11 protein-coding genes and 1 pseudogene are annotated in these 15,306 nt (G+C 73.9%); 6 read left to right on the top strand and 6 right to left on the bottom strand.

Annotated elements, in window-relative coordinates:
* Nucleotides 1–123: 123 nt before the first annotated feature.
* A complete protein-coding gene (locus tag IMZ35_RS23330) occupies nucleotides 124–4,713 on the bottom strand; it encodes an ATP-dependent helicase (protein ID WP_199443304.1) in 4,590 nt (1,529 codons plus the stop codon).
* 271 nt (nucleotides 4,714–4,984) lie between these two features.
* Here IMZ35_RS23330 and IMZ35_RS23325 point away from each other — a divergent pair, with 271 nt between their 5' ends.
* Nucleotides 4,985–6,841 (top strand): Hsp70 family protein, encoded by a 1,857-nt coding sequence (locus tag IMZ35_RS23325; RefSeq protein ID WP_199443303.1) that lies wholly within the window; start codon nucleotides 4,985–4,987, stop codon nucleotides 6,839–6,841.
* Nucleotides 6,842–6,965: 124 nt separating this feature from the next.
* Here IMZ35_RS23325 and IMZ35_RS23320 read toward each other — a convergent pair whose 3' ends face one another.
* Nucleotides 6,966–7,436 carry a MarR family winged helix-turn-helix transcriptional regulator gene (locus IMZ35_RS23320; RefSeq protein WP_199443302.1) on the bottom strand — a complete coding sequence of 157 codons (471 nt, stop codon included), beginning with the start codon at nucleotides 7,434–7,436 and terminating at the stop codon, nucleotides 6,966–6,968.
* Between the two features lie 119 nt (nucleotides 7,437–7,555).
* On the opposite strand from IMZ35_RS23320, the gene IMZ35_RS23315 reads away from it, so the two are divergent.
* Nucleotides 7,556–8,503 carry an alpha/beta hydrolase gene (locus IMZ35_RS23315; RefSeq protein ID WP_199443301.1) on the top strand — a complete coding sequence of 316 codons (948 nt, stop codon included), beginning with the start codon at nucleotides 7,556–7,558 and terminating at the stop codon, nucleotides 8,501–8,503.
* A 67-nt stretch (nucleotides 8,504–8,570) separates the two neighbouring features.
* On the opposite strand, the gene IMZ35_RS31535 is transcribed toward IMZ35_RS23315, so the two are convergent.
* Entirely contained in the window at nucleotides 8,571–8,696 is a 126-nt protein-coding gene (locus IMZ35_RS31535; protein WP_267877238.1) for a hypothetical protein, read from the bottom strand.
* 23 nt (nucleotides 8,697–8,719) lie between these two features.
* On the opposite strand from IMZ35_RS31535, the gene IMZ35_RS23310 reads away from it, so the two are divergent.
* The 3 genes from IMZ35_RS23310 to IMZ35_RS23300 all read left to right on the top strand — a co-directional run bounded on the left by IMZ35_RS23310 (nucleotide 8,720) and on the right by IMZ35_RS23300 (nucleotide 10,716).
* Nucleotides 8,720–8,914 (top strand): DUF3046 domain-containing protein, encoded by a 195-nt coding sequence (locus IMZ35_RS23310; RefSeq protein WP_199443300.1) that lies wholly within the window; start codon nucleotides 8,720–8,722, stop codon nucleotides 8,912–8,914.
* A 179-nt stretch (nucleotides 8,915–9,093) separates the two neighbouring features.
* Nucleotides 9,094–10,134 (top strand): recombinase RecA, encoded by a 1,041-nt coding sequence (recA, locus tag IMZ35_RS23305; RefSeq protein WP_199443299.1) that lies wholly within the window; start codon nucleotides 9,094–9,096, stop codon nucleotides 10,132–10,134.
* A gap of 6 nt (nucleotides 10,135–10,140) precedes the next feature.
* Nucleotides 10,141–10,716 carry a regulatory protein RecX gene (locus tag IMZ35_RS23300; protein ID WP_199443423.1) on the top strand — a complete coding sequence of 192 codons (576 nt, stop codon included), beginning with the start codon at nucleotides 10,141–10,143 and terminating at the stop codon, nucleotides 10,714–10,716.
* Between the two features lie 67 nt (nucleotides 10,717–10,783).
* On the opposite strand, the gene IMZ35_RS23295 is transcribed toward IMZ35_RS23300, so the two are convergent.
* Nucleotides 10,784–11,668, bottom strand: coding sequence for a DMT family transporter (locus tag IMZ35_RS23295; protein WP_307868661.1), 885 nt, complete (start codon nucleotides 11,666–11,668; stop codon nucleotides 10,784–10,786).
* A gap of 70 nt (nucleotides 11,669–11,738) precedes the next feature.
* Here IMZ35_RS23295 and IMZ35_RS23290 point away from each other — a divergent pair.
* Nucleotides 11,739–12,569, top strand: a pseudogene (locus IMZ35_RS23290) (LysR family transcriptional regulator); the annotation flags it as partial.
* A 53-nt stretch (nucleotides 12,570–12,622) separates the two neighbouring features.
* On the opposite strand, the gene eda reads toward IMZ35_RS23290, so the two are convergent.
* Nucleotides 12,623–13,246, bottom strand: a complete 624-nt coding sequence (gene eda / locus IMZ35_RS30970) for a bifunctional 4-hydroxy-2-oxoglutarate aldolase/2-dehydro-3-deoxy-phosphogluconate aldolase (protein WP_307868659.1) — start codon at nucleotides 13,244–13,246, stop codon at nucleotides 12,623–12,625.
* Nucleotides 13,247–13,286: 40 nt separating this feature from the next.
* Nucleotides 13,287–15,143: a phosphogluconate dehydratase gene (gene edd, locus IMZ35_RS23285; protein WP_199443296.1), complete on the bottom strand. Its 1,857-nt coding sequence runs from the start codon at nucleotides 15,141–15,143 to the stop codon at nucleotides 13,287–13,289.
* Between the last annotated feature and the right edge of the window lie 163 nt (nucleotides 15,144–15,306).

The raw sequence follows: 15,306 nt of genomic DNA, 5'->3' as shown, positions 1-15,306 counted from the left end.
ATCGGGCAGGTCTCCCGGTCCGACGGCCATCGACACCCCGGTCTCGTGGTCCCAGCGCTGTCCACCCCCGATCCCAGCAGCTGTCGAGCCGGTCGTCTCCGTCTTCGTGCGGTGTTCGCCGGATCACGCCCGCAGTCGCAGCCCCTTCGGCGTGGCGCGGAAACCGGCCTCCTGGAGCACGGTCGACAGGTGCGAGCCGAGCGCGATCTCACCGTCCGCCCGCTGCACCGCGAGCTGACCGAGCCAGCCGTCGCGCACGGCCCGGCTCAGCGCGCCCGCCGCGGCCCGGAGCACGGCCTCGTCCTCGGTGAACGACAGCAGGGACCGGCCGCCGCGCTCGACGTAGAGGGCGGCCGCGCCGTCGACCAGCACCGCCAGCGCCCCCGCCTTGCGGGCGGGCCGGTGCTTGCCCCCGCCCACCGGCGCAGGCCACGGCAGCGCCGCGCCGTACGGCTGGGCCGGGTCGGCCGCCGCCAGCACCACCGCCTCCGGCGTGCCGTCGTGCTGCTGCCCCGGTGGACGGGACAGCGCGCGCAGCCGGTCGACCGCGCCGCGCGCCGCGAACTGCGCCGCGCCCAGACCCTCGACCACGTAACCGCGGACCACCTGCCCGGACTCCTCCATCGCGCGCAGCACCCGGTACACCGCGCTGAACCCGCCGGTGACCCGCTCGGTGTCCAGCGCGCCCCTGGTGAGCACGCCGTGCCGCTCCAGGAACGCCTCGGCCCGCGCGTGCGCCCGGCGCGTCGGATCGGCGGCGGGCGCGACGGCCAGGGACCAGCGCCCGGCGACCGTCGGCGGGCCGGTGCGGCTCGGCACGTCGGGACGACCGCCGCGCAGCCTCGCGTACCGGCCGCGCGGCGCGGACCGGCGCGGCTTGTGCGCGGCACCGCGTCCCGACAGCACCGCGCGCAGCGGAGCCAGGGTGTCGTTGGTGACGAGCCCCGCCCACACCAGGTCCCACAGCGCGTCCACCACGGCCTGGTCGGTCGTCGTCTCCCCGGCGGCCGAGACGCGGTCCACGAGCTGCCGGAAGAACAGCGCGCCACCGCCGAGCGACTCCAGGACCGCCGTGTGCAGCGGCGACTCCGGGGCCGACTCGGGCACCAGGTCCGGCAGCAGCAGGTCGGCCACGTCGGCGGGGGCCAGCGCGATCCAGCCGTCACCACCGGCCAGCGACCCGCAGCCGGTCCAGGTGACCTCGCCGGACGCGGTCAGCTCGTCGAGCAGCGCGGGGGAGTAGCCCGGCAGGCGGGCGGGCAGCAGCAGCGACTCGACCGCGCTCGCGGGCAGCGGCGCACCGGCGAGCTGCTCGACGACGGACAGCACGTCGTCCGCCGTCGGCGCCGACCGCAGCCGCCGCGACACCCCGTGCCAGCTGGGCAGGAAGCGCCCCAGCGCCGCGGGTTCCACCGGCTCCACCTCGGAGCGGAGCCGGGCCAGGGACGCCCGGCGCAGCCTGCGCAGCACCTCGGCGTCGCAGTACTCGGTGTGCGTGCCGCCCGGCCGCAGCTCGCCGCGCACCAGACGGCCCGCGCCCGACATCCGCTCCAGGACCCCGGTCACCACGGCCACGCCCAGCCCGAAGCGCGCGGCGGCCTCCAGCGCCGGGAACGGGCCGTGCGTGCGGGCGTAGCGGCCCAGCAGATCACCCAGCGGGTCGGGCACCGGCTCGGTGAAGACCTCGGGCACGCCGACGGGCAGCGCCACGCCCAGCGCGTCGCGCACCCGGCCCGCGTCCTCGACCGGGAGGAACCGCTCCTCACCGGCGATCCGGACCCGCAGCACGCGCCGCTGGGCCACCAGGTCGTCCAGCCACTCCGGCCGCACACCGCGCTCGGCGGCCTCCGCCGTCGTCAGGTCGCCGAGGAAGCGCAGCAGGTCGGCCGCGTCCTCGGCGTGCCGCGCGTGCCGGTCCGGCGCGAGCCGCTGGAGCGCCAGCTCGACCTCGGTCACCACCTCGGCGTCCAGCAGCTCCCGGATCGCCTCTGACCCCAGCAGCTCCGCGAGCAGCGTCGAGTCCAGCGACAGCGCGGCGGCGCGGCGCTCCGCGAGCGGCGTGTCCGCCTCGTAGAGGAACATGCCGACGTAACCGAACAGCAGGCTGCGCGCGAACGGCGACGGCGACGGCGTCTCCACCTCCACGACCCGCACCCGGCGGGCCCGCACGTCGCCCATCAGCTCTCGCAGGCCGGGCACGTCGTAGACGTCCTGGAGACACTCCCGCATCGCCTCCAGCACGACCGGGAAGCTCTCGTACTTCGACGCCACCGACAGCAGCTGCGCCGCGCGCTGCCGCTGCTGCCACAGCGGCGAGCGGCGCCGCGGATCGCGCCGCGGCAGCAGCAGCGACCGGGCCGCGCACTCGCGGAAGCGCGCCGCGAACAGCGCGGAGCCGCCGACCTCGGCCACCACGACCTGCTCGACCTCCTCCGGGTCCAGCAGCACGTCCTCCGCGCCGGCCACGACCTCGGCCCCGTCGGAGTCGACGGCGTCGGGCAAGCGCACCACGATGCCGTCGTCGGAGTGCGCGACCTGCGCGTCCACCCCGCGCCGTTCCCGCATCCGGGCCGCGATGGCGAGCGCCCACGGCGCGTTGACCTGCGCGCCGAACGGGGAGTGCACCACCAGCCGCCAGTCGCCCAGCTCGTCGCGGAACCGCTCGACGAGGATCGTCCGGTCGCTGGGCACGTGCCGCGCGGCCTCCCGCTGCTCGCGCAGGTACGCCAGCAGGTTGCTCACGGCCCACTCGTCCAGCCCCGCGGCGGTGGCACGAGCGGTCGCCGTCTCGTCGTCCGCCGCCGACAGCTCCCGCAGGAACCTCCCCAGCGCGCGCCCCAGCTCCAGCGGGCGGCCCGGCGCGTCGCCCTTCCAGAACGGCATCCGGGCGGGCTGCCCCGGCGCGGGCACCACGATCACGCGGTCGTGGGTGATGTCCTCGACCCGCCAGGACGACGTGCCCAGCAGGAACGTGTCGCCGACCCTGGACTCGTAGACCATCTCCTCGTCCAGCTCGCCGACCCGCGAACCCGGCCCCTTCTCCGAACCGGGCGTCATCACGGCGAACGTGCCCCGGTCGGGGATCGTCCCGCCCGAGGTCACCGCGAGCCGCTGCGAACCGGGCCGCCCGCGCAGCTCGCCGGTGACGCGGTCCCAGGTGATGCGCGGCCGCAGCTCGCCGAACTCCTCGCTCGGATAGCGGCCGGACAGCATGTCCAGCACGGCCAGCAGCGCCGACTCCGGCAGCGCGGCGAACGGCGCCGCCCTGCGCACCAGCCCCGCCAGCTCGTCCACCGGCCACGGCTCCATCGCGACCATCGCCACCACGTGCTGGGCCAGCACGTCCAGCGGGTTGCGCGGGTAGCGCACGGCCTCGATCGCGCCGTCGCGCATCCGCTCCGCGACCACGGCGCACGACACCAGGTCGCCGCGGAACTTCGGGAACACCACGCCCCGCGACACCGCGCCCACCTGGTGCCCGGCCCGCCCGACCCGCTGGAGACCCGACGCGACCGTCGGCGGTGCCTCGACCTGCACCACCAGGTCGACCGCGCCCATGTCGATGCCCAGCTCCAGCGACGACGTGGCCACCACGCAGGGCAGCCGCCCCGACTTCAGCTCCTCCTCCACGAGCGTGCGCTGCTCGCGCGACATCGACCCGTGGTGCGCGCGGGCGACGATCGGCGCCCGCTGCGTCGTGAAGCCCGACTGGCCGATCGCCTCCGCCGGGAACGGACCCGGCGCGTCCGGGCCGACGGTGATCTCCGCTGCGGTGACCTCCGCTGCGGCGTCCTCCTCGGCCAGCTCGTTGAGGCGCGCGGTCAGCCGCTCCGCGAGCCGCCGCGAGTTGGCGAACACGATCGTCGACCGGTGCTCCCGCACCAGGTGCAGCACGCGCCGCTCCACCGCGGGCCAGATCGACGCGCGCTGCTCCGCGCCCGCGGCCGAGCCGGACACCTCGCCGGTGGGCTCGCCGAGCTGCGACATGTCCTCGACCGGGACCTCGACCCGCACCTCGATGGTCTTCGGGATCGCCGGTTGCACCACCTCCACCGGCCGCCCACCGGCCAGGAACGCGCTGACCTCGTCCACCGGGCGGACCGTCGCCGACAGCCCGATCCGCTGCGCGGGCCGCTCCAGCAGCGCGTCCAGCCGCTCCAGGGACAGCGCCAGGTGCCCGCCGCGCTTCGTGCCCGCCACGGCGTGCACCTCGTCGAGGATCACCGTCCGCACACCGCGCAGCGACTCCCGCGCCGCCGACGTCAGGAGCAGGAACAGCGATTCCGGCGTCGTGACCAGCACGTCCGGCGGCGTGCGGGTGAACGCGCGCCGAGCCTCCGCCGTCGTGTCACCCGTCCTGGTGCCCACGGTGATCTGCGGTTCCGGCTCGCCCAGCCGCTGCGCCGCCTGCCGGATGCCCGTCAGCGGCGCCCGCAGGTTCCGCTCCACGTCCACCGCCAGCGCCTTCATCGGCGACACGTACAGCACCCGGCACCGGCGCTTCGGATCGTCCGGCGGCGGCGCCGCGGCCAGCCGGTCCAGCGCCCACAGGAACGCGGCCAGCGTCTTGCCCGACCCCGTGGGAGCGATCACCAGCGCGTGCTTGCCCTCGGCCGCCACCCGCCACGCCCCGGCCTGCGCGGCCGTGGGCGCGGCGAACGCGCCGGAGAACCACTGCCGGGTAGCCGCCGAGAAGGAGCCGAGTACGTCCACCGGAGCAGTGTGACCCGCGACCCCGACAGTCGTCGGACGGCCGCGCCCCCCGCACGGTCACCACCGCACGTTCCAGCACCGCGAGTTGAGCGTTCAGGCACCGCGAGTTGAGCGCTCGGGGTCTTCGCCGGGGTGTGCGGAGTGCGACGCTTCACCCTCGCGGGTGAAGCTTCTCTCCTGGTCCCCCGTGCGGCGATCTGGTCAACCCGTGTCCGCGGAGGGGCTCTGACGTGGCAGCATCTGCACCCGAGTGAGACACGAGGGGAGAACGGTGCGCGTCCTATCGGTTGACCTGGGCACGTCCAACACGGTGGCGGTGCTGTCCGCGCACGGCCGACCGCCCAGGGTGGTCGAGGTGGACGGCTCCTCCACGATGCCCTCGGCGGTCTACTGCGAGGAGGACGGGACGCTCGTCGTCGGCCGCGACGCCGAGCGGCGCGCCCGCCTCGACCCCGCTCGCTTCGAGCCCAACCCCAAGCGCCGCGTCGACGAGGGGATGCTGCTGCTCGGCGAGACGGTCGTCCCGGTGACCGACGCCCTGGCCGCCGTCCTGCGGCGCGTGCTGGAGGAGACGGTCCGCCAGCTCGGCGGAGCCTCCCCCGACCAGGTCCGGCTGACCCACCCCGCGCAGTGGGGCCCGATGCGGTGCAACGTGCTGCTGTCGGCCGCTCGCCTCGCCGGGATGGGCCCCGAGCTGGTGCTCGTGCCCGAGCCGGTGGCCGCCGCCGCGCACTTCGCCTCGTTCCACGACCAGACCCTCGCACCCGGTCAGGCGCTCGCCGTCTACGACCTGGGCGCGGGCACCTTCGACGTGGCGGTCGTCGGCGCCACCCCGTCCGGGTTCGCCGTCCTCGCCGAGGCCGGGCTGCCCGACCTCGGCGGCCTCGACGTCGACCAGGCGCTGCTGGAGAACGTCGGCCGCCAGGTGTCGGTGCGCGACCCCGGCCGCTGGCAGAACCTGCTGCGCCCCGAGTCGACCGCCGACCGCCGCGCCCGCCGCGCGCTGCAGGAGGACGTGCGCTCCGCGAAGGAGGCGCTGTCGCGGCACCCCCAGACCGAGGTGCCGATGCCGGAGCCGTTCGACGACGTCCTCGTCACGCGCGCCGAGCTGGAGGCGCTGGTCCGGCCGAGCATGCTGCGCAGCGTCGAGCTGCTCGCCTCGACCATCCGCTCCACGGGCGCGGCCCCGGAGCAGCTGGTGGGCATCTACCTCGTCGGCGGGGCCAGCCGCATCCCGCTGGTGGCGACGATGATCGCCGAGCAGGTGCGGGTCGTGCCGGTGAGCCTGGACCAGCCGGAGACGGCGGTCGCGCTCGGCGCGCACCACGTGGCCGACGACACCTCCACCGGCCAGCACGAGCAGCAGTCCGTCACGGGGCCGATCAGCGGACCGACCCCGACGCTGTCGTTCCCGAACTCGGGCGGCTTCCCCGCGCAGACCCAGTCCTACCCCGTCAGCGGCCCCAACCCGGTCGTCGGGCACCCCAGCGGTCCCTACCAGACGGGCCCTCAGCAGCAGTTCAACTTCCCCTCGGTGACCCAGCCGGTGGCCGTCGGAGGTTCCGGGGGAGGGCCGAACCGGAAGGTCCTGCTCGCAGTCGGCGCCGTCGTCGTCCTGGTGCTGGCCGTCGTCGGCACGCTGTTCGCGCTCTCCGGCGACGGCGTGCCCAGCGCCGAGGAGTGCAAGTCCGACGGGAACGTGGACGACCAGGGCTTCACCGCGTGCCTGCGCCAGTTCGCCGGGGCCGTCCCGGACGGCGGCACGTGCAAGGCGGGGGCGTCCGCCGGGGTGTCCGGCATCAGCGCCATCAAGGGCAAGGTCGTCAGCTGCGGTGTCGCCGACGGGTACACCGTGCAGTACGTGCTGACGGAGACCGTGACCGGTGCTCAGCAGGGTGCGGACGCCGTGGTGAAGTCCCTCAAGGTCGACACGGTCGAGGCCCGGTGGTCCGGCAACGGCCTGGAGGGCGTCTACCGGGCGGCGGCCGACAACGGCCTGGGCCTGCTGACGTTCACGGCGAAGGACCGTCCGCTGCTCGGCATCCTGACCAGGAGCGACGCCGACCGGGACATGACGGCCGACACGGTCGCGGACTTCTTCGAACGCTCCGTCCAGCCCGGTACCTGACCCGGCCGGGCGCCGCGCGGGTGACACGGCCCGTGCCACCAGCGCGGTCGTCCCGCGCTCGTCCTCCGCTACGCGGTGGGCGCGGCCGGTGGGGTGCTGGCGGCGCCGGCCCCGCTCGTGGGGTTCACGGCGTTGCCGCTGCTGCTGGCGTGCGTCCTCGCGACGCTGCGCCGGGCGCGCTGACCGACTCGGTCAGCTTCTGCACGGCCCGCAGCAGGGCGTGGTACTCGTCGTCGTCGAGGTCCATCGCGCACAGCACCGCGCCGGGGACGTCCTCGGCCCGCGCGCGCAGCGCCGCGCCCCCGTCGGTGAGCGCGACCAGCACGGAGCGCTCGTCGTCGGCGCGGCGCTCGCGGCGCAGCAGTCCGGCCGCCTCCAGCCGCTTGAGCAGGGGGGAGACCGTGCCGTAGTCGAGCTGGAGGGCGGCCGCGAGGTCCTTGACGGGCAGCGACCGCTTCTCCCAGAGCACGACCATCACCAGGTACTGCGGGTACGTCAGGCCCAGCTCGTCGAGCATGGGGCGCTGGAGCTGCGTGACGGCGCGCGACGCGGCGTACAGGGCGAAGCAGAGCTTGTCGTCGAGTGGTTCGGGCATGTGTTCAGCGTACGTAACGGAGACCACAACTTCAACGGACGCAGTTCAATTGTGCACAACTTAAACGTGCGCTATCGTTCCTCCTGTCACCACGTCGCACCACACCCGAGGAGCCGGTCATGACCGTCGTGCTGGAGCAGGCCGCGAAGGACTTCGCCGAGGCCACCGCCAACCCGCCCCACCTGTTCGACCTCGGCCCGGAGAAGGGGCGGGAGACGGTGGACCAGGTGCAGTCGGGCGAGGTGGACGCTCCCGCCGTCGACGTCGAGGAGATCGTCGTCGCCGGAGGTCCCGGCGGGCGGGTCCGGGTCAGGGTGCTGCGCCCCGCAGGGGCGACCGGTCCGCTGCCGGTGATCCTCTACGTGCACGGCGCGGGCTGGGTCTTCGGCAACGCCCACACCCACGACCGCCTGGTCCGCGAGCTCGTCGCCGGCACCGGTGCCGCCGTGGTGTTCCCCGAGTACAGCCTCTCGCCCGAGGTCCGCTACCCCGTCGCGATCGAGGAGAACTACGCCGTCGCGCAGTGGATCGGCGCCGAGGGGACGGCCAGGGGTCTGGACGGTTCGCGCCTCGCGATCGCGGGCGACTCGGTCGGCGGGAACATGTCCGCGGCGCTGACCCTGATGGCCAAGGAGCGCGGCGACGTGACGTTCGCCGGTCAGGTGCTGTTCTACCCGGTGACCGACGCGTCGTTCGACACGCCGTCCTACCACGAGTTCGCCGAGGGCTTCTTCCTGCGCCGCGACGGCATGCAGTGGTTCTGGGACCAGTACACGACCGACCCCGCGCAGCGCGCCGAGATCACCGCGTCCCCGCTGCGCGCCACCACCGAGCAGCTCGCCGGCCTGCCGCAGGCCCTGGTGATCACCGGCGAGGCCGACGTGCTGCGCGACGAGGGCGAGGCGTACGCGAACAAGCTGCGCGAGGCCGGTGTGCCGGTGACCGCCGTCCGCTACCAGGGGATCATCCACGACTTCGTGATGCTGAACGCGCTGAGCGAGACGCGTGCCGCGCGTGCCGCCATCGCCCAGGCGATCACCTTCCTGGGTGCGGTGCTGTCCCGCTGAGCCCGGTGTGGCCGGGGCCGTCTCCGCGACGCGCGTCGCGGAGACGGCCCCGTCGTGTCGGCGCGGGTCAGCGCTTGCGGCGCTCCCAGAGCGCGCGCAGTCCGACGACGACGGCCGCGACGAGCCCGGCGGCGGCCACGACCTGCATGGCGAGCGAGGACGTTCCGGTGAGGTCTTGCGCGATCGGCTGCACACCGCGAGGTTAGCCTGGAGGGGATGCGCAACACCGTCTTCCGCAAACTGATGGCCGGAGAGTTCGGCCAGGTCAGGGCTGAGATGCTCGCCCACGACCACGTCCTGTCCTCCCTGGGAGGGCGCACCCCGGACCAGGCGCTCGACGCCGGGTACCCCGCCAAGGAGGTGTGGCTGGCCGTCTGCGACGCCTTCGACGTGCCGGAACTGCGCCGCTGACCCGTCGGCCGGGCGTGTGTCGCACTCCGGTTCGAACACCTGTTCGGGTAAGATCGGGGTGCACGACCGGGTGGTCGATCCGGCTCGGACGACCCGCCCCCGCCGAAGTTGTCGGTGCCTGCCCGTAGCGTCGGGCCCGACAGCGCAGACGGCTCGACACGACCCGAGGTGGACTTCCGATGGCAGCAGCACCCGACAGGGACAAGGCTCTGGAGCTGGCCCTGGCGCAGATCGACAAGCAGTTCGGCAAGGGCTCGGTGATGCGGCTCGGCGAGGAGGGCCGTGCCCCGATCGCCGTCATCCCGACCGGTGCCATCGCGCTGGACGTGGCGCTCGGCATCGGCGGCCTGCCGCGCGGCCGCGTCGTCGAGATCTACGGCCCGGAGTCGTCCGGCAAGACGACCGTGGCCCTGCACGCGGTGGCCAACGCGCAGCGCAACGGCGGCATCGCCGCGTTCATCGACGCGGAGCACGCCCTCGACCCCGAGTACGCGAAGAAGCTCGGCGTCGACACCGACGCGCTGCTGGTCTCCCAGCCCGACACCGGTGAGCAGGCGCTGGAGATCGCGGACATGCTGGTCCGCTCCGGCGCGCTCGACATCCTGGTCATCGACTCGGTCGCGGCCCTCGTGCCCCGTGCCGAGATCGAGGGCGAGATGGGTGACAACCACGTCGGCCTCCAGGCCCGCCTGATGAGCCAGGCGCTCCGCAAGATCACCGGCGCGCTCAGCAACTCCAACACCACCGCGATCTTCATCAACCAGCTGCGCGAGAAGATCGGCGTGATGTTCGGGTCTCCCGAGACCACGACCGGTGGCAAGGCCCTGAAGTTCTACGCGTCCGTCCGCCTGGACGTGCGCCGCATCGAGACCCTGAAGGACGGCGGCGAGCCCGTCGGCAACCGCACCAGGGTCAAGGTCGTCAAGAACAAGGTCGCGCCGCCGTTCAAGCAGGCCGAGTTCGACATCCTCTACGGCAAGGGCATCAGCCGCGAGGGCTCGCTGATCGACATGGGCGTCGAGCAGGCGATCCTGCGCAAGTCCGGTGCCTGGTACACCTACGAGGGCGACCAGCTGGGGCAGGGCAAGGAGAACGCCCGCAAGTTCCTGCTGGAGAACCCGGACGTGGCCAACGAGATCGAGAAGCGCATCAAGGACAAGCTGGGCATCGGTGCGACGCTCGACGCCGACGACACGGTGCCGGCGCCCGTCGAGTTCTAGCGCGTGATGACACAGCGAGGCGGCGGCCGTCGTGGCAAGCGCTCCGACGCGCACCGCGACGCCGCACCGCTCGGCCCCGCCGAGCAGTACGTCAAGGCGAAGGACACCTGTCTGCGCCTGCTGACGATGCGGCCCCACACGCGGGCCGAACTGCACCAGGCCCTGGTGCGCAAGGAGATCTCCGAGGAGGTCGCCGACAGCGTCCTCGGCCGGCTGGACGAGGTCGGTCTCGTGGACGACGCGGCCTTCGCCGAGGTGTGGGTGCGCTCCAGGCACACCCACCAGGGGCTGGGCCGCCGAGCGCTCGCGGTGGAGCTGCGCCGCAAGGGCGTGGACGACGAGGTGGCGGCCGAGGCGGTCGCCGCCGTGGACGAGGACGCGGAGGAGAGCAGGGCGCGCGAGCTCGTGCGCAAGAAGCTGCGGTCGATGGGCGCCGTGGACGAGACGGCCAAGATCCGCAGGCTCGTCGGCGCGCTGGCCCGCAAGGGCTACTCGCAGGGGCTCGCGTTCCGGGTGGTGCGCGAGGAGCTGCGGCGCGTCGGCGAGGACGCGGCCGAACTCGACGACGCCGTGTCCGACTAGACGGTCTTCTCGTCTCGTCGTCGCGGCGCTCGGCGTGCCGGGGGAGTTGCCGCGCCAGCCGTGGTGCTCACGTCCTGGTCCGGTCGGGCGCGGGCCGCCGGGTGAGCAGGATTCCGCTGACCACCACCGCTCCGCCGACGAACGTGTGCCAGCCCGCCGGTTCGCTCAGCAGCAGCACGCCCAGTGCGGTGGACCAGAGCGGGGTCACGTAGGTGACCGTGGCCGCGACCGTGGGGCCCGCCTCCCGGATCAGGTCGAGGTTGAGCACGTACGCGTACCCGGTGCCCACCGCGCCCAGCACCAGCAGCGCCAGCACGGCGAGCGCGCCCGGCCACGCGGGCGGTCCGGACAGGACGGGCGCGGCCACCGCGAGCTGCACGGTGGCGCAGGTGACCTGCACGGCGGACAACGCGCTCGCCCGGTGCGGACCGCCGGAGAAGAACCGCCGCGTGTAGGCGAATCCGGCGCCGTAGCACGTGGTGGCACCCAGGCAGGCCAGGCCACCGGCCAGCACGTCGCCGTCCAGGCCCCGCCACACCCCGAGCAGCACCAGCACGCCCGCGAAGCCGAGCAGCAGCCCCGCCAGCCGCGTCCGCGTCACCCGCTCACCCGGCACGACCAGCAGCGCGAACGCCAGCGTCGTCAACGGCGTCGTCGCGTTCAGCACGCCCGCCAGCACCGAGTCCACCTTCGACTCGCCGTGAGCCAGCAGCGTGAACGGCACCGAGTTGAGCAGCACCGCGACCACCGCCGCGTGCCCCCAGGTGCGCGGGTCGCGCGGCACCGCCGCCCCCTGCGCCGCGCAGACCACCCACAGCGCCAGCGCCCCGAACAGGCAGCGGGCCAGCGCCACCTGCACCGGCGGCACGCCCGCGTCCACCGCCACCTCGATCAACGCGAAGCTGCTGCCCCAGATCGCGGACAGCAGCACGAACTTCCCGGTGGATCCCACGGCGCGAGCATCACCCGGAGGAGCACCATGAGTCCAACAAGTGCTCGCCGATCCGACATGAGAGGCGCTCATGGCCCTGAACTTCGCCCAGTTGCGGGCCTTCCTCGCCGTCGTCGACGAGGGCGGGTTCCGCACCGCCGCCGACGCCCTCGGGCTCACCCAGTCCGCCGTCTCGCACGCGGTCGCCGCGCTCGAACGCACGCTCGGTCACCCCGTGCTGTCCCGGCGCGGACGCCCCGTGCCCACCGCGTTCGGGGAGGAGGTCCTGGCGCACGCCCGCGCCGCGGTGGCCGCGTCCACCGCGATCACCGACCTGGCCGAACGCCGGCACGGCGGAGCACGCGGCACGGTCCGGCTCGCCGCGCCACCCAGCGTGTGCCAGGGACTGCTGCCCGACCTGCTGGCCCGGTGGCGCACGGAGTTCCCGCACGTGCGGGTCCGGGTGTTCGAGGGCGAGGACGACGAGGTCGCCGAGTGGCTGAACGGCGGCACGGTCGACGCCGCGGTCCTGGTCGATCCGTCGCCCGGCTTCGGCGCGCTGCTCTGCGAGGACGCGTTCCAGGCCCTGCTGCGCACGGATCACCCGCTGGCGACGCTGCCCCGGATCGACGTGACCGACCTGGCCGACGACCCGTTCCTGCTGACCCGCTGCGGCTGCGAGCAGCACGTGCGGCAGGCGTACGCCGGTCACCCGTTCACCCCGCGCCACCGGGTGCGCGAACTGGGCACGCTGTTCGCCATGATCCGCACCGGCGTGGGCGTGTCGATCGTGCCCGGCCTGGTGGCGTCGATGCTGCCACCGGGCCTGGTGATGGTGCCGCTGCGCGACCCGGTGGTGCGCAGGCTCGTCCTCGGCGGCCCGGCCGGTCGCGAGTGGCACCCCGCGGTGACGGCCCTGGTGGACTCGGTCCGCGTTCCGCCCGGCCGTGCCGTCCGGGACGACGACTCCGGTGATCAGCCCAGCGCGGCGGCGGCGCGCGCCAGCTCCTCGACCCGCTCGAAGTCCCCCGAGGCCAGCGCGTCCTTCGGCGCCAGCCACGAGCCGCCGACGCAGCCCACGTTGGACAGGGCCAGGTAGCGCGGGGCGCTCTCGGGCGTGATGCCGCCGGTCGGGCAGAACCTCAGCTGCGGCAGCGGGCCGCCGATCGACTTGAGGAAGTCGACGCCGCCCGCGGCCTCGGCGGGGAAGAACTTCAGCGCGGTGATGCCCCGCTCGACGAGCCGCATCGCCTCGGAGACGGTGGCGGCACCGGGCAGGAACGGCAGCCCGGTGTCCTCGGCCGCGTCGAGCACCCGGTCGGTGCAGCCCGGCGTGACCAGGAACCCCGCACCGGCCTTGAGGGCCTGCTCGGCGTGCTCGGGTGCGGTCACGGTGCCCGCGCCGATGACGATGTCCGGCACCTCGGCGGCCACCCGCTCGATCGCGGACAGCGCCGCCGGGGTGCGCAGCGTCAGCTCGATCACCCTCACCCCGCCGCGCAGCAGCGCTCGCGCGAGCGGCACCGCGTGGTCCGCGTCGTCCACGACGACGACGGGGATGACGGGGGACAGGGCGAGCAGATCGTGACCGGTGGTCACCGGGCCTCCAGAGGTGGGCGGAACGATGTGCGAGGACAGCCTATGACGTGCGCTGACCGACGAAGTGCGACGCGGCGATGGGACCGAAGACGCTCGCCCCGCGGTCGGCGGGACCGACCGAGCGGCGCAGCGCCGCGAACAGCTCGCGCCCGGTGCCCGTCCACGCCGCGGCGTCCGGCGGGAAGTCGACCAGCTCGCGCGAGGCCAGCTCGGCCGGGGGCACCAGTGCTTCCAGCGTGCCGGTCTCGGCGTCCAGGCGCAGCACGTCGCCGTCGCGCACCCTGGCGAGCGGTCCGCCGACGGCGGCCTCGGGGGTGAGCTGGATGGCGGCGGGGATCTTGCCGGAGGCGCCGGACATGCGGCCGTCGGTCACCAGTGCGACCTTGAAGCCGCGGTCCATCAGCACGCCCAGCGGCGGCGTGAGGCCGTGCAGCTCGGGCATCCCGTTGGCCTGCGGTCCCTGCTGGCGCACGACGATCACGACGTCGCGCTCCAGCTCACCGGCCTTGAACGCCTCGGCGAACGCCTGCTGCGAGGTGAAGACCCGCGCGGGCGCCTCGACGACGCGGTTCTCCGGCGCCACCGCGGAGACCTTGATGACGGAGCGGCCGAGGTTGCCCGAGAGCATCCGCAGTCCGCCGTCGGCGGCGAACGGGTCGTCGAGCCCGCGCAGCACGGCGGGGTCCAGGGACTCGCGCGGACCGTCGCGCCAGATCAGCTCGCCGTCGATCAGCACCGGTTCCTGGCGGTAGCGGTCGAGACCGGGGCCCGCGATCGTGCGCACGTCGCCGTGCAGCAGGCCCCCGTCGAGCAGCTCCCCGACGAGGAACTGCACGCCGCCCGCCGCGGCGAAGTGGTTGATGTCGGCGCTGCCGTTGGGGTAGACCCGCGCCAGCAGCGGCACGACCGACGACAGGTCGGAGAAGTCGTCCCAGCTCAGCTCGATGCCCGCGGCCGAGGCGATGGCCACGAGGTGCATCGTGTGGTTCGTCGAGCCGCCGGTGGCCAGCAGGGCGACGACGGCGTTGACGATCGAGCGCTCGTCGACGACCTCCGCGATGGGCGTGTACTCCTCGCCGCGGCTGATCTCCACGGCGCGGCGGCCCGCGTACTCGGTCAGCGCGCGGCGCAGCGGGGTGCGCGGCTGCACGAACGTCGCACCGGGCAGGTGCAGGCCCATGATCTCGACGACCATCTGGTTCGAGTTGGCCGTGCCGTAGAACGTGCAGGTCCCGGCGCTGTGGTAGGACGCGGCCTCGGCTTCGAGGAGGTCCTCGCGGGTGGCCTTGCCCTCGGCGTAGAGCTGCCGGACGCGGGCCTTCTCGCCGTTGCTGAGACCGGAGGCCATCGGCCCGGCCGGCACGAGGATCGCGGGCAGGTGGCCGAACGACAGCGCGCCGATCAGCATGCCGGGGACGATCTTGTCGCAGACGCCGAGCAGCAGCGCGGAGTCGAACATCTCGTGCGACAGCGCCACACCGGTGGACATGGCGATCACGTCGCGGCTGAACAGCGACAGCTCCATGCCGTCACGTCCCTGGGTGATCCCGTCGCACATGGCGGGCACGCCGCCCGCGAACTGGGAGACACCGCCCGAGGCCCGCACCGAGTCCTTGATCCACGCCGGGTACTCCTGCATGGGCTGGTGCGCGGACAGCATGTCGTTGTAGGCCGACACGATGGCGACGTTCGACTTGCGCAGCGCGCGCAGGGCCGCCTTGTCGCCGCCCTCGAACGCGGCGAAGCCGTGGGCGAGGTTGCTGCAGGCCATGCCGGTGCGCGTGGTGCCCTGTGCGGCCGCCGCGGCGACCCGCTCCAGGTAGGCGGTCCGGGTTGCCGCGCTCCGCGCGGCGATGCGTGCGGTGACCTGGGCGACCACGGGGTGCAGTGGGCTCATGCTCGCTGTCTCCGTTGGTGATCGGGGGCCTCCCGGCCCCGGTGGACGGCAGCGCTGACGTTCCACTCGGACGTGACCCCTCGCACACTACGAGACGACCCCCGTCCGAATCAAAAACGATTCAGTTACTGGGACGTTGCAGGCACGAGAATGATCCCTGTGG

The sequence above is a fragment of the Umezawaea beigongshangensis genome (assembly GCF_016464305.1).
In the GTDB taxonomy this organism is placed as follows: domain Bacteria; phylum Actinomycetota; class Actinomycetes; order Mycobacteriales; family Pseudonocardiaceae; genus Umezawaea_A; species Umezawaea_A beigongshangensis.
The sequence above is the reverse complement of the archived record's forward strand: the minus strand, read 5'-3'. Positions and strand labels throughout refer to the sequence as shown.